Source organism: Streptomyces sp. NPDC059850, assembly GCF_042731515.1.
Lineage (GTDB): Bacteria > Actinomycetota > Actinomycetes > Streptomycetales > Streptomycetaceae > Streptomyces.
The window spans coordinates 11,773-25,039 of record NZ_JBHWJI010000066.1 but is presented as its reverse complement, the minus strand read 5'-3'; the positions used below and the strand labels follow the sequence as shown (position 1 = coordinate 25,039).

15 protein-coding genes are annotated in these 13,267 nt (G+C 68.3%); 6 read left to right on the top strand and 9 right to left on the bottom strand.

Going from position 1 to position 13,267, the window contains the following annotated elements; all coding sequences use genetic code 11:
* Positions 1 to 29: 29 nt before the first annotated feature.
* On the bottom strand, positions 30 to 530 hold the full coding sequence (locus tag ACFV9T_RS36455; protein WP_385446820.1) for a GNAT family N-acetyltransferase: 501 nt from the start codon (positions 528 to 530) through the stop codon (positions 30 to 32).
* Between the two features lie 511 nt (positions 531 to 1,041).
* Here ACFV9T_RS36455 and ACFV9T_RS36450 point away from each other — a divergent pair.
* Both ACFV9T_RS36450 and ACFV9T_RS36445 read left to right on the top strand, forming a co-directional pair.
* Entirely contained in the window at positions 1,042 to 1,494 is a 453-nt protein-coding gene (locus tag ACFV9T_RS36450; protein WP_385446819.1) for a tetratricopeptide repeat protein, read from the top strand.
* A 14-nt stretch (positions 1,495 to 1,508) separates the two neighbouring features.
* A complete protein-coding gene (locus ACFV9T_RS36445; protein ID WP_385446818.1) occupies positions 1,509 to 2,783 on the top strand; it encodes a glycosyltransferase in 1,275 nt (424 codons plus the stop codon).
* A gap of 83 nt (positions 2,784 to 2,866) precedes the next feature.
* Here ACFV9T_RS36445 and rfbD read toward each other — a convergent pair whose 3' ends face one another.
* The 5 genes from rfbD to rfbA form a co-directional block, all read right to left on the bottom strand.
* A complete protein-coding gene (gene rfbD / locus ACFV9T_RS36440) occupies positions 2,867 to 3,784 on the bottom strand; it encodes a dTDP-4-dehydrorhamnose reductase (protein ID WP_385446817.1) in 918 nt (305 codons plus the stop codon).
* Positions 3,781 to 4,755: a dTDP-glucose 4,6-dehydratase gene (gene rfbB / locus ACFV9T_RS36435; protein WP_385446816.1), complete on the bottom strand. Its 975-nt coding sequence runs from the start codon at positions 4,753 to 4,755 to the stop codon at positions 3,781 to 3,783. The genes rfbD and rfbB overlap by 4 nt, the downstream gene beginning before the upstream one ends.
* Positions 4,756 to 4,954: 199 nt before the next feature.
* Positions 4,955 to 5,182 carry a hypothetical protein gene (locus ACFV9T_RS36430; protein WP_385446815.1) on the bottom strand — a complete coding sequence of 76 codons (228 nt, stop codon included), beginning with the start codon at positions 5,180 to 5,182 and terminating at the stop codon, positions 4,955 to 4,957.
* Between the two features lie 972 nt (positions 5,183 to 6,154).
* Positions 6,155 to 6,808, bottom strand: a complete 654-nt coding sequence (locus tag ACFV9T_RS36425) for a dTDP-4-dehydrorhamnose 3,5-epimerase family protein (protein ID WP_385446814.1) — start codon at positions 6,806 to 6,808, stop codon at positions 6,155 to 6,157.
* A complete protein-coding gene (rfbA, locus tag ACFV9T_RS36420) occupies positions 6,805 to 7,731 on the bottom strand; it encodes a glucose-1-phosphate thymidylyltransferase RfbA (RefSeq protein ID WP_385446813.1) in 927 nt (308 codons plus the stop codon). The genes ACFV9T_RS36425 and rfbA overlap by 4 nt, the downstream gene beginning before the upstream one ends.
* A 444-nt stretch (positions 7,732 to 8,175) precedes the next feature.
* Here rfbA and ACFV9T_RS36415 point away from each other — a divergent pair, with 444 nt between their 5' ends.
* Positions 8,176 to 8,436, top strand: a complete 261-nt coding sequence (locus ACFV9T_RS36415; protein ID WP_385446812.1) for a hypothetical protein — start codon at positions 8,176 to 8,178, stop codon at positions 8,434 to 8,436.
* A gap of 209 nt (positions 8,437 to 8,645) precedes the next feature.
* Positions 8,646 to 9,203, top strand: a complete 558-nt coding sequence (locus ACFV9T_RS36410) for a cupin domain-containing protein (RefSeq protein ID WP_385446811.1) — start codon at positions 8,646 to 8,648, stop codon at positions 9,201 to 9,203.
* A gap of 83 nt (positions 9,204 to 9,286) precedes the next feature.
* On the opposite strand, the gene ACFV9T_RS36405 is transcribed toward ACFV9T_RS36410, so the two are convergent.
* The 3 genes from ACFV9T_RS36405 to ACFV9T_RS36395 all read right to left on the bottom strand — a co-directional run bounded on the left by ACFV9T_RS36405 (position 9,287) and on the right by ACFV9T_RS36395 (position 11,548).
* Positions 9,287 to 10,141 (bottom strand): vanadium-dependent haloperoxidase, encoded by an 855-nt coding sequence (locus ACFV9T_RS36405; protein WP_385446810.1) that lies wholly within the window; start codon positions 10,139 to 10,141, stop codon positions 9,287 to 9,289.
* A 103-nt stretch (positions 10,142 to 10,244) separates the two neighbouring features.
* Positions 10,245 to 11,000, bottom strand: coding sequence for an ABC transporter ATP-binding protein (locus ACFV9T_RS36400; protein ID WP_385446809.1), 756 nt, complete (start codon positions 10,998 to 11,000; stop codon positions 10,245 to 10,247).
* Positions 10,976 to 11,548 (bottom strand): ABC transporter permease, encoded by a 573-nt coding sequence (locus tag ACFV9T_RS36395; RefSeq protein WP_385446808.1) that lies wholly within the window; start codon positions 11,546 to 11,548, stop codon positions 10,976 to 10,978. Before ACFV9T_RS36395 ends, ACFV9T_RS36400 begins: the two co-directional genes overlap by 25 nt.
* A 35-nt stretch (positions 11,549 to 11,583) precedes the next feature.
* On the opposite strand from ACFV9T_RS36395, the gene ACFV9T_RS36390 reads away from it, so the two are divergent.
* The gene (locus tag ACFV9T_RS36390; protein WP_385446807.1) at positions 11,584 to 12,942 is read left to right on the top strand and encodes a S8 family peptidase; all 1,359 of its coding nucleotides are present in this window, start codon (positions 11,584 to 11,586) and stop codon (positions 12,940 to 12,942) included.
* Positions 12,920 to 13,231 (top strand): DUF1684 domain-containing protein, encoded by a 312-nt coding sequence (locus ACFV9T_RS36385; RefSeq protein ID WP_385446806.1) that lies wholly within the window; start codon positions 12,920 to 12,922, stop codon positions 13,229 to 13,231. The genes ACFV9T_RS36390 and ACFV9T_RS36385 overlap by 23 nt, the downstream gene beginning before the upstream one ends.
* The last annotated feature ends 36 nt before the right edge of the window (positions 13,232 to 13,267 follow it).

The window sequence follows — 13,267 nt, the reverse complement described above, 5'->3', positions numbered from 1 at the left end:
CTGCCGTTTGGCGAGTTGACGCTTGAAGGTCAGAGAGCGATCTTCTTGTAGAAGCACACCCGGTCCTGCCCAGGACCGTCGTAGCTGGTGTGGACAGACAGCCCGTCGTCCTCCCTGTCCCCCTTCTCCAGGGAGAATCCCATGGCGCGGTGGAAGGCAATGGATCCTGCGTTCATCGGCGAGGTGATCGCTCGGGCCTCCGTGCGGCCTTCTTCGGCGGCACGCTGGGAAAACGCCGTGTAGAGGCGGCGGGCTATGCCCTGTCCGCGCAGTTTGGGGTCCACTCCCACGAAGTGGATGTAAGCCTCGGTGTCGTTGTCGGCGGCGTAGAAGCCGATGAGGAACGCACGGATGTCCGTGCCGTCCTCAAGGATCAGGCTGGTGCCGGAGAAGAACTGCAGGAACAGCCTGGGCAGCAGCAGGGACAGCTCTCGGGCCTGCTCGGGGGTGCGTGAGTCCCCCCACCACTGATGTACACACTCAACGAGCGTGCCATGGTCAGAAACGTTGGCCTGACGCAGGGCGGGCATTCTGGTCCTCCGGTTCTTGCCGCGATCAGTGGGGCTCGGCTCCGTCAGATGCCCCCCCGTTCAGCGCTCGGACGCTGACCGAGTCGGCTGCGCGCCGAGACCAGTCCAGCTGGACTGTACGGTGCGGCTTCGCCCGCGCATCTTTGCGTACATTCGGGTGGTCTGCATCCTGGATTGACTGCCGAATGGTCGGCATCTTCAGGGCAGCCTTGTAATCTCGGCGGGCAGTAGGGCGATTCGGACTCCGATTACCGCTGCTTTCACCACGGTTTTCGGTTTCGGTCACCTGAGATCTGGCACGTCCACCGTCCCTCATCATTCCATGAGATGTGACAAAGTGAAACGTAGGACATTCTGGGTAAAGCTCGCCGTGCCGGCGGCGGTTGCCGCTGGGGTGGCTGTATGGGTGATTCAGTCCCATTCGGCCACGCCGCAGAAATCCGCGGGTGCGTCAACGTCGGCGTCGGCGTTGGCGTCAGCGGTCCCGAAGGCCCAAAAGGCGCATGTGCTCATGCAGACCGCCCTTATGCAGGAGCAGCACCATGATTCCGCTGGGGCGGCCCGTACGTACCGGCGCGTCCTGACGCTGGATCCGCGCAACAAAGTCGCCTGGTACAACCTTGGCGTCCTCGCGCAGCAGCAGGGCAAGGCAGCCGACGCCCGTGAAGCCTATGACAAGGCGCTGGAGATCGATCCGAAGTACGCGTCCGCGCTCTTCAACGAGGCTCTCCTTTGGAAGTCGCGTGATTCCGACCGGGCCGTCGATCTTCTGGAGCGGGCTATCGCCGCGACTCCTCGGGCTGCGACGGCCCATCTGCAACTCGGCCATATTTTCGCCGAGCGGGACCGCGATTCGGATGCCGAGGACGAGTTCCGGCGTGCTGTCGCGGCCGACCCCTCGCTCCATTCCGAGGTACCGGAATCGTTCCAGGATGCCGTAAGCCCCACACCGACATCGAACTGAGCAGGTGCCACCAGATGACATCGACCGCAACACCCAGATTCTCGGTCTTCACCCCCAGCCACCGGCCGCGTTTTCTCGATGAGTGCCTGGCGACCCTGCAGGCGCAGACGTGCCCGGACTGGGAGTGGATCGTTCTGCTCAACAACGGAGCCCGGTGGCGGCCGGAGCGCCCCGACGAGCGTGTGCGTGTGGAGATCGCGGACGACGTGCGTGGCGTCGGAGCGGCGAAGCGCAGGGCCTGCGAACTGGCGCGTGGCGAGATCCTCGTGGAACTCGACCATGACGATCTCCTGGCGAAGGCGTGCCTGGCGGAGCTGGGCGAGGCGTTCGACGCACACCCCGAGGCTGTGTTCGTCCACAGCAACACCGCGCACGTCACGGAGGCCGGGAAGAGGGACGACTCCCGTTTCAACGAGTCGCACGGCTGGCAGTACGAGGAGGTGGACGTCGACGGGCGCAACCTGCTCCAGGCCATCACCATGCCGCCGACGCCGCACAACGTCGCCTACATCTGGTACGCGCCCAACCATGTGCGCGCTTTCCGCAGGGAGAGCTACGAGAAGGCCGGTGGATACGACGCCACACGTACGGTCCTGGACGATCAGGATCTGATGTGCCGTCTGTTCCATGTCGGGGACTTCCACCACATCTCCCGCTGCCTGTACCTCCAGCGGATGCACCCCGCGAACACCCAGCGCGACCCGGAGATCAACGCACACATCCAGCGGGAGACGGTCGCCCTCTACGACAAGTACATCGAGGCCAACGCCCTCGCCTGGACCCAGCGGCGCGGGCTGCTCGCGCTGGACCTCGGCGCGGCCCACCGGAAGCCGCCCGGCTATCTGGGCGTGGACCAGTTCCCGGGGGAGGGCGTCGACATCGTCGCGACCCTGCCAGGGAAGCTGGACCTGCCGGACAGCTCCGTCGGCCTGATGCGCGCGGTGGACTTCCTCGAGCACGTGCCCGCGAAGGTGCCGCTGATCAACGAGCTGTACCGGCTGCTGGCTCCCGGTGGCATGCTTCTCACCATGACGCCCAGCTCGGATGGCCGTGGCGCGTACCAGGACCCGACGCACGTCGCCTTCTACAACGAGAACTCGTTCTGGTACTACACGGACAACCAGTACCGCGCCTTCGTCCCCGAGATCGAGGCCAAGTTTCAGCGGTCGCGGTTGGTTACGTACTACCCGACCGAGTGGCACTCGCAGAACAACATCTCCTACGTGGTCGCCAATCTGATCACGATGAAGGAGGGCGCCGAGCGGTGTGGCGGCCCGCTGCTGGTGTAGAGCCCGGGGAGCCGGAGGCCCCCGCCGGACTGTCAGTCAGTCCGGCGGGGGCCTTCCTCCGAGTCCAGTGGCATCACGCTCGTTCAGATCGGCAGGCGTCCGCCGCTCATCCGCGCCGCGTCGGCCAGGGCGTCGAAGGGCGGCGCGCCAAGGGCCGTGGCCAGTTGCTCGTCCCACGGTGGGAGGGGTGCGAGGCCGGAGCGGGCCCAGTTGGCGTGTCCGAGTACGCCGAACGCCGGGCGGGCCGCCGGGCGCGGGAACGTGTCCGAGCCGACCGGGCGGATCCGCGCGGGGTCGAGACCGCTGAGGCGGAAGGTCTCACACGCCAGGCCGTACCACGTGGTGTGGCCCGTCGCCGTGCCGTGGTAGATGCCTGCCGGAGCCCGCTCGGCCAGGGCGGCGCGGCCGAGGAGGGCCAGTTGCCGGGCGAGCGCGCGGGACCAGGTGGGCTGGCCGTGCTGGTCGGCCACCACGTCCAGGGTTGCTCGCCGGGTGGCGAGTTCGAGCATGGTGGCCACGAAGTTGTGGCCGTGGCCGCCGTAGAGCCAGGCGGTGCGCACGATGTAGCCGGTGCGCGGCATCAGTTCGGCAACCGCCCGCTCCCCCGCCAGTTTGCTTCGCCCGTACGCGTTGACGGGCCCGGTCGGTGCGTCTTCGGGGTACGGCCGGTCGGCGTTGCCGGGGAACACGTAGTCGGTGGAGATGTGCAGCAGGACGGCACCGCTGGCCGCGCAGGCGCGTGCGAGGTGGCGCACACCGGTGGCGTTCACCGCGGCGGCCTCGGCCTCGGCCTGCTCGGCGCCGTCGACGTCCGTCCAGGCGGCGCAGTTGACCACCACGTGGTGACCTGCGACGGCCAGGTGCAGGGCGGCCTGGTCGGTGATGTCGAGCTGGTCGTGGCTCCTTCCCGTCACCGTGGCGTCCGGGTCGGTGGCGAGTTCGGCCAGCATGTCCTGACCGAGCATTCCGCGCGCACCGGTCACCAGCCAGCGCGTGGTCATCGCGGCTCGACCCGCGCCTTCAGCGGCTCCCACCAGGAGCGGTGTTCGCGGTACCAGGCGATGGTGGCGGCCAGCCCTTCCACGAAGTCCGTCTGCGGGGCGTAGCCGAGACGTTCGCGGATCTTGCTGTCGTCGAGCGAGTAGCGCAGATCGTGGCCCTTGCGGTCCTCCACGTACACGACCCGCTCCCAGTCGGCGCCGACCGCGTCCAGGAGCAGCCCGGTGAGCTTGTGATTGCTCAGTTCGGTCCCGCCGCCGATGTGGTAGATCTCCCCGGCCCTGCCGCCGTGCAGGACGAGGTCGATGCCCCGGCAGTGGTCGGAGACGTGCACCCAGTCGCGGACGTTGCGGCCGTCTCCGTACAGGGCGACCGCCTTGCCGTCCAGCAGGTTGGTGATGAAGAGCGGGATGAGCTTCTCGGGGAACTGGTACGGCCCGTAGTTGTTGGAGCACCGGGTGACCACGACGTCCAGGCCGTGGGTGCGGTGGTAGGCGAGCGCCAGCAGATCGGAGCCTGCCTTGGAGGCCGAGTACGGGGAGTTCGGCGCCGTCGGGCAGTCTTCGGTCCAGGAGCCTTCGCTGATCGAGCCGTACACCTCGTCGGTCGACACATGGACGAAGCGGCCGACGCGGTGCCGAGCGGCCGCGTCCAGGAGCACCTGCGTTCCCATCACATTGGTGCGGACGAACGGACCGGCTCCCTCGATCGACCGGTCGACGTGTGATTCGGCGGCGAAGTGCACCACCGCGTCCTGGCCCGCCATCACGTGGTCGACCGCGTCATGGTCGCAGATATCGCCCCGGACGAAGCGGTAGCCGGGGTGGTCCGCGATCGGGGCCAGATTGGCCTCGACGCCTGAGTACGTGAGTTTGTCGAGGACGGTGATCCGTGCCGTCGGGTCCGACGTCAGCCGTTGGCGGATGTATTCGGACCCGATGAATCCGGCACCGCCGGTCACGAGGATGCGCATGGTTCTCCGAGGTGGCTTGCTGCCCGAATTCAGGGCGGAGGATGTCTCATTGGCCCGGGGTACCCGGCTTGGTCCAAGGCGCGCGGCCGCGCTTTCGCCCCCGGGCGGAACGGCGGCGGTACCCGGGAAGCCGAGGCTCTCGGGCACCGCGTTCAGTACCAGGTGAAGAGGGCTGGTACCGCGCCGCGTTCAGTGAAGGTTACGGAGCCGGCGGCGTGAAGCAGACTACGTAGGCCTGGACACCGGCTGCGTTGACGGTTGCGGCCTGCCACCCCGTGGCCGGGTTGCCGACCGCGAAGTTGCCGTGGATGGTCTGTCCCTGGCTTCCCGCCTGGAATCCACCGCCGGTGGCGACGTCGGTGGCTCCCGGGCAGGTGGCGGTCGACGTCGTACCCAGGGCGCCGAGGACAACGGAGAAGTTCCCCAAGCCTGCGGCCGCCCCCTGGTCACCCTGTGCGCCCTGTGCACCTTGAGTGCCCTGTGCGCCTTGGGCTCCCTGAGCACCTTGAGCGCCCTGAGCACCTTGGGCACCCTGCACCCCTTGCTCACCCTGGGCACCTTGAGCGCCCTGGGCTCCCTGGGCCCCTTGCTCGCCCTGAGTGCCCTGGGCTCCCTGGGCCCCCTGAGCGCCTTGCGCACCCTGGGCTCCCTGGGCCCCCTGGGCCCCCTGGGCCCCTTGCTCGCCCTGGAATCCCTGGAACCCCTGGAATCCCTGGGCGCCCTGCGCACCTTGGGAACCCTGCTCGCCCTGAGTGCCCTGTGCACCCTGGGACCCCTGCGCGCCCTGGGATCCCTGAGAGCCCTGTGCACCCTGGGATCCCTGCGTGCCCTGGGTGCCCTGGGTGCCCTGGAATCCCTGGGGGCCCTGCGGACCCTGGAATCCCTGGGGGCCCTGGGGACCCTGCGGCCCTTGCGGACCCTGGGGGCCCTGCGGACCCCGACCCTTGTCGTGGTCGTGGTCGTGACCCTTGTCGTGGTCGTGGCCATGGCCATAGTCATGGTTATGGTTGTGGTTGGTGTAAGAGCGCATGGCGCCGTTCGGGCCGGGCAGCTCCACGCTGCTCTCCCCGCCGGAACGCTGGATCGCGTCAGCGACGGCCGCCGTACTCGAAACCATGTTCAGCATGACGGCAACCGCGCCTGCCGAAACCATCGTGGCGGACTTCAAACGAGAAGCCCGCCCAGTTCTACGGCTCACTGGAACCTTCCTCACAAAGCTGGGAGTGACGACACCGCAAGGAGTGCCCGCGGCGTCCGTAGTCATGGACGGAGCCATCTTTCACTCTTCACCGTCGGAAGATTCTCCCTATGCTCGTGTCATACGAAGAATCACTCGTACGGCCGCAGCATGCAGGAAGGCGCGCCAAAACTCCTCTGCGAACGGGGCGTTGTTGAGGTATCAACCAACAAGACCGTCATCGCCAGCGTCGACCCGCTGGCGAAGCTTGGTCACCTCACGTGCCGTGGAGAGACTTCTGCGGTACGCCTGGCAGGCTTCAAAAGAAGGCAGCATTCCTTGCCGCTCGGCTTCGTCCAGTGTGGGGGCGGCCGCGTCCTTCTCGGAAAGAAGTGGCGTGAGGCCCTCAGGCCACGCAATGGCCAACGCCGGATCGAGCGGGTTGATGCCGTGTTCCCGCTGTGGCGCGTACCCCTGCGAACACAGGTAGACGATGGTGGAGTTGTCGTCCAGCGCCATGAAGGCGTGGCCCAGCCCTTCCGAGAGGTAAATACCGCGATGCGTCGTGTCATCGAGCCGCACCGCCTCCCAGACCCCAAAGCTCGGGGAGCCGGTGCGGATGTCGATCACCACGTCGAGGACGGCGCCGCTGACGCACGTGACGTACTTGGCTTGGCCGGGCGGAACCGAGGCGTAGTGGATGCCTCGGAGAGTGCCGCGAAGGGAACGGGAGCAGTTGGCCTGTTCGAGCTGGAACCCCTGCCCGACCGAACCATGAAATCTCTCGTTCTTGAACCACTCGTGGAACCGTCCCCGGTTGTCCTCGAACACCCTGGGCGTGTCCACCCAGGCCCCTTCGATGCGAAGTGGTCTCACGTGCTTGCCCCCTGCCACCGTGCGGTTCCGCTGCCGCGCTGGGGCAGGACGGTGTGCCGGGAGTTTTCCAGCAGCCCCAGAAGGTAGTGGCCGTATCCGCTCTTGAGCAGCGGCTGGGCCAGGTCTCGGAGCTGATCGTCGTCGATCAGACCGGCCCGCCAGACCGTCTCCTCGATGCAGCCGACCTTGAGGCCCTGGCGCTCTTCCATCACCCGCACGAATTCCGAAGCGTGGACCAGGGAGGCGAAGGTTCCGGTGTCGAGCCATGCGGTGCCCCGGTCGAGCTGGGTGACGCGCAGCGCTCCGGCGTTGAGGTGAATGCGGTTGAGATCCGTGATCTCCAATTCGCCCCTCGCGCTGGGCTGCAGGCCGCGCGCGATGTCCACGACGTGGTTGTCGTAGAAGTACAGTCCGGGCACGGCGTATCGGGACTTGGGTCGGGTTGGCTTCTCCTCGATGGAGAGCGCCTGGCCCTGCTCGTCGAATTCCACGACGCCGTAGGCCGAGGGGTTGGCGACCGGGTAGGCGAATACTCTGCCGCCTTTCAGACCGTCCTGGTGGGCGAGCTGTGTGCCGAGACCGCTCCCGTGGAAGATGTTGTCGCCCAGAATCAGAGCGACCGACTCATCGCCGATGAAGTCTTCCCCTACCAGGAAGGCATGCGCAATTCCGGCCGGGCGGTCTTGTGCCGTGTATTCCAGCCGCAAGCCCAGTTGACTGCCGTCGCCGAGCAACCTGCGGAACTGGTACTGGTCTTCGGGGGTGGTGATGATCAGAATCTCCCGAATTCCGGCCATCACGAGCGTGGAAAGCGGGTAATACAGCATGGGTTTGTCGAATACCGGCAGCAGTTGCTTCGATACCGAGCGGGTAAGCGGCCACAGTCGTGAGCCGGTACCCCCGGCCAACAGAATTCCGCGCATAGCGCCATGGTAGGACAATCTTCTACGAATATGGCTGTTCGTGCTATTTACGGCGTGTCCAGTCTTGGTCTTCGGTCGTCAACGGCACGGGACCGGGATCGGCACCCGCCACCGCTGACCGCGCCCATAGGAGCCGAATATTGGCCTTCCCTTAACTAAGCGCTGGAGCAACGCTGGCTCTGCCCTGAACCGGTGGCGACTAGCGTGGTCGGCGGCCGCGTCCCATTCCGTGTGACTCCAACAGCGTCGTCACGTCGGCTTCCAGGAGGAGATGTGTCATCCGATACCGGAGCCCAAAACCCGTCGTCTCCGTTACCGGACCACCATGGGGAGGATGAGGCGAGGAACGACGACGTAAGCGTCCGGGACCGCTTGAGGGGCCACAAGACCACGATACTCACCGGGGGCGGTGCCGCTCTGGTCCTCGCCGGATGCGTCCTGGCCATGTCCGCGATCATCGACTCGGCCTCCTTCTCCGCTGGCAGCAGGCAGCCCTCAGGAGGAGGGGCCTCGATCACCGCCCCTCCGAGTCAGGAGGAGGAACGGACTCCCCCGCCCCGCTCCACCACCCCTCAACCGTCGACCAGCAGCGGTTCAGCTGGCCCCTCGCAGTCCGATGACGAGGATGAACGCGAAGACAGCGATGACGACGAAGACGATGTGGATGATGCCGATGATGTCGACGATGTGGACGACGACGAATAGGCGCGTTGCAGGGGGCTGCCCCGGCCTGGCTTGGTCAGGTGGCGGTCGGAGCGGCGAGGCTGACCGCTGTGGCGAACGTCGCCTGCGCCCGAGGCGGTGGTGCGCAGAGTGCGACGCGGTATGTCTCGCTCATCGGCGCCGGTGAGGGCGGTGGCCAGTGGGGTGGTCATCTTGACGTCCTTTGGCTCGGCTCTCTACGGTCGGCGCCCATGCCCTCCTCCCCCGCTTCGCCCCAGTCCGGCGGCACCCCCTCGCCCCAGAACGACGCCTTCCATCCTGATCTCCACGACCACCCCGAAGGCGATTCCTCGCTGCCGCTGCGTGCGCGTCTGCACCACATCCGCGCCGACGCCCTCGACGGCGACACCGCACAGTCCGGAGGGATGCGGCGCTTCGCCGCGATCAGCGGTCGCAGCGTCGGCTCGGAACGCATCTGGATGGGCCAGACCCATGTCGCCCCCGACACCGCGTCCTCCAACCATCACCACGGGGCCTCCGAGACGGCGATCCACGTGGTGAAGGGGCACCCGGAGTTCGTCTTCCTCGACGACTCCAGCGGCACGGCCGAGGAGATCCGCATCCGCACCTCGCCCGGTGACTACATCTTCGTGCCGCCGTACGTTCCGCACCGCGAGGAGAACCCCAGCCCGGACGACGAGGCCGTCGTGGTGATCGCCCGCAGCACCCAGGAGGCCATCGTCGTCAACCTGCCGGAGCTGTACGTTCTCGACACCACGCAGCCCGGCACGGCGCCCGGCAGCGACTGACGCCGCGACCCGGCGGTGGTACGAGAGGACCGTCGCCGCCGAGGTGCGGCGCTACCGGGACGCCGGGGCGACGGAGGTGGTGTTCACAGGAACGGAGAAGAGCCACCCCGACTCGCGCGCAGCGTATGGGCGGCCACCTTCTTGCCGAGGGTGACGCCTGCCTCGTCCGCGGAGCGGGTGTGGATGCCCGAGAAGATCCGCGCGTCGACGTTTTCGGCCGTCAGCTGACGGCAGCCCGTGTACGCGCGGGTGACTCCCGGCGCGGTGGAACCGGTCAGCTCGAACGGCGCGGTACGCGGGCCGACGAGCGCGGACAGTATCTCCTCCGCCGCTCCCGAGTAGGTGTTGTGGCCGCTCGGGTAGTCCGGATGCGCCGGTGTGTCGTGCAGCGGTGTCCAGTGCGGGTCGTTGTCGATCGCGCCGGTGCGGATCGCGGTGACCGGCCGCCAGCGCTGATACTCGTACTTGGTGTCGGAGGTCGCGATCTGCGTGTCCACCGAAGCGATGTGAAACAGGGCCACCAGCTTCGCCCGCTCCTCCAGCGACGCGGCGCAGCGCGCCAGCGCGACTCTCAGCGGCTCGGTGTAGAGGGCAAGCGAGGAACCGTACCAGAAGTTCGCGGGCTGCCTCTGGCGAGCCGAGCGCCGGGGGCTGTCCGCCGCGCCGTAGGCACGCGCCCCGGCCAGGTCCGACCGGTACGTCCGGGAGTCCAGTGCCGGAGGCGGCCCGAGCCGGAACTGGTCGGCACCCGAGAGTACGAACGGCCGCGCGAGGCGGTTGCCGTACTGCGTGGCGGGAGCGTACGAGGGTGGTGTCGGCTGCCAGACCCCGGGCGCGGCCGGGGGCACGGTGAACGGGGCGTCGGCCGACGCCGGGTCCAGGCCGTCGCCCTCCCGGGAAGCGAGGACGGCCCGCGCCTGGCGCTCACCGGCCGCCACTCCCGGTCCTCAGCCGGCCCGTCCGCGATCTGCTCCAGGTCCGGCGGAACGCGCTGTCCAATTGAGGAACGGTCGGGTGATGATGTGGCTCACCGGAAAACTCCTAAAGGGCGTCGGGTCCGTCGACGCCCAGCCGGGCGAGCAGTCGGGTCCGCAGCGCGGCGTGCTCGGGGGTGCCGTGTGATCGCGGTGCCGGAAGCTTCACGGCGAGGTCGGCGGCGATCCGGCCCTCGTCCAGGACCACCACCCGGTCGGCGAGTGCGATCGCCTCGTCCACGTCGTGGGTGACCAGCAGTACGGCGGGGCGGTGGCGCTCGTACAAGCGGGCCAGCAGCGCGTGCATGCGGGTCCGGGTGAGTGCGTCGAGCGCGCCGAAGGGTTCGTCCGCGAGGAGCAGTTCGGGCTCGCGCACCAGGGAGCGGGCGAGCGCGACCCGCTGCTGCTCACCGCCTGACAGCTCCACGGGCCAGGCGTCCTCCCGCCCGGCCAGGCCCACCTCGTCGAGCGCCGTGCGGGCCCGTTCCCCGGCGTCCGCGCCCGTGAGGCCCAGGCTGACGTTGGCCAGCACCCGCTTCCACGGCAGCAGCCGGGCGTCCTGGAAGACCACCGACACATGGGCGGGCGCGCTCAGCGTGCCTTCGCCGCCGGCGTCGTGGTCGAGTCCGGCGAGCGCCCGCAGCAGGGTGCTCTTGCCCGAGCCGCTACGGCCGAGCATGGCCACGAACTCCCCGGCACGCAGGGTCAGATCGAGCCCGTCCAGCACGGTGCGGGTGCCGAAGGCCCGTACGAGCCCGTCGATACGGACGGCCACGTCGGTTTCCCGGGAGGTGGCGGTCAGTCCGCCAGTGTGCGTCGCCATGACAGGGCCTCCCTCTCCACGAGCCGTACCAGTGCGTCGGAGAGCAGCCCGAGGAGTCCGTACACGACGAGCCCGACGATGATGATGTCGGTCTGCCCGTACGTGCGCGCGAGCCCCATCATGTAGCCGATCCCGCTGGTGGCGTTGACCTGCTCGACAACGGCCAGGGCCAGCCAGGCGGTGGTCACGGCGAAGCGCATCCCGAGGAGGAAGCCGGGCAGCGCACCCGGCAGCACGATGTGCAGCAGGAAGCGCGGGCGGCTCAGTCCCAGCGTTTCGGCGAGTTCGACGTACCGGCTGTCGATGGTGCGCAGCCCGTTGTGGGTGTGGATGCCGAGGAGGAGTGCCGCGGTGGAGGTCAGGGCGAGCCAGGTACCGAGGCCGTAGTGGAGCGGGTTGCGGCGTGCCCCGCCTTCGGCGATGTACAGCAGTCCGACGACGAACGCGGAGCCGGTGGGCCACAGCAGGGTCTGTATGTCGGGGTGGTCGATGGCCGCGGCGAGACCGGTGATGGCGAGGAAGAGGGCCGCGAAGGCGTGCGCACGCACCACAGCGCGCCACCGATCGAGGAGGAACCCTCGCGATGGCAGTGATGCGTACCACCAAGCGGCGGATCGCCGCAGCGATCGCCGCGACGGCCGCGGCCGCGTGCGTCGGCGCGGGCACGGCGCTCCCCGCCCACGCCACACCGGCCGAAGGCGCGGTCCTGCACGCCGACGCCGCGGACGCGGTCCCGGGCAGCTACATCGTCACCCTGAAGAAGACGGCGGGCCTGAAGGCCTCGTCGGCCCAAGGCAAGGAGGTCGTCTCCAGACATGGCGGGGCGGTGACGCGCACCTTCACCACCGCGCTGAACGGCTACGCGGCCAAGCTCGGCGCCACCGAGGCCAGACGGCTCGCCGCGGATCCGGCCATCGCCTCCGTCGAACAGGACCGGACCGTTCACGCCGACGCGACCCAGACCAACGCCCCCTGGGGCCTGGACCGGGTCGACCAGGCCAACCTGCCGCTGAGCAGCACGTACACCTACCCGGACAGCGCCGGAAGCGGTGTGACGGTCTACGTCCTGGACACCGGTGTGCGGATCTCGCACGCGGAGATCAGCGGCCGGGCGTCGTACGGCTACGACTTCGTGGACAACGACACCACGGCGCAGGACGGCTACGGCCATGGCACCCACGTCGCCACGACCGCCGCCGGGACCACCTACGGTGTGGCCAAGAAGGCGAAGGTCGTGGCGGTCCGGGTGCTCGGCAACAACGGGTCCGGCACCACGGCGGGCGTCATAGCGGGCGTGGACTGGATCACCAAGAACCACTCCGGTCCGTCCGTGGCCAACGTGTCACTCGGTGGCGGCGCCAGTACCTCCCTGGACACCGCGGTCAGCAACTCGATCGCCTCCGGCGTGACCTACTCCGTGGCCGCGGGCAATTCGGGCGCCAACGCCGCGAACTACTCACCCGCCCGGGTTCCGGCCGCCCTCACCGTCGGCGCCACCACCAGCGCGGACGCCAGGGCGAGCTACTCCAACTACGGCTCGGTGGTGGATCTCTTCGCCCCGGGCTCGAACATCACAGCGGGCTGGAACAGCTCCGACACCGCCACCTACACCGGCAACGGCACCTCCTTCGCGGCTCCGCACGTCTCCGGCGCCGCGGCCATCTACCTCTCCGGCCATCAGCGCCAATTTCCCTCAGGAACACACATGACCGTCCAGCACCCGGCCACCGGCAGCAGCACGTTCACCGCGGAATGGGAGGCATGGCACCACCGGCAGGAGTCGGCACTCGCCCACGAGCACGGATTCCTCGCCATCACCGGCCTGCAAACTCGTCGTCGACGGCACCGCGGTGCACGGACGGCACACGTTCGGCGCCATCCCGGAGCGCGGCGGTGTCAACGCCGTCTGGGGGGATGCGGTGATCGAGATCGCCAAGCGTAGCGGCCACGACCTGATCCGACCGCGCCACCCTGAGCATCCGCTGCGTACCGCGTTCACCGCAACGCCCGCCTACGCGCCGGACCCGCGCTGGGTGGTCACCGGCGGCTACACCCCCTTCGACGAGCCGCGACCGACCACCGTGGGCGCTTCCGTCGAGGGGCTGCAACACGTCTACAACGCCCCCGGACGAATCGACTTCCAGCTCGATGGCCGGGCACTGAGCCTGACCGCGTTCAACGGGCGCACACCGGGCAGCCTCCTGGCTCCCGGTCGCGATCGAGGCCGGTGAGCAGATCCCGTACGAGCGGGAAGCGACCGTTCGGTG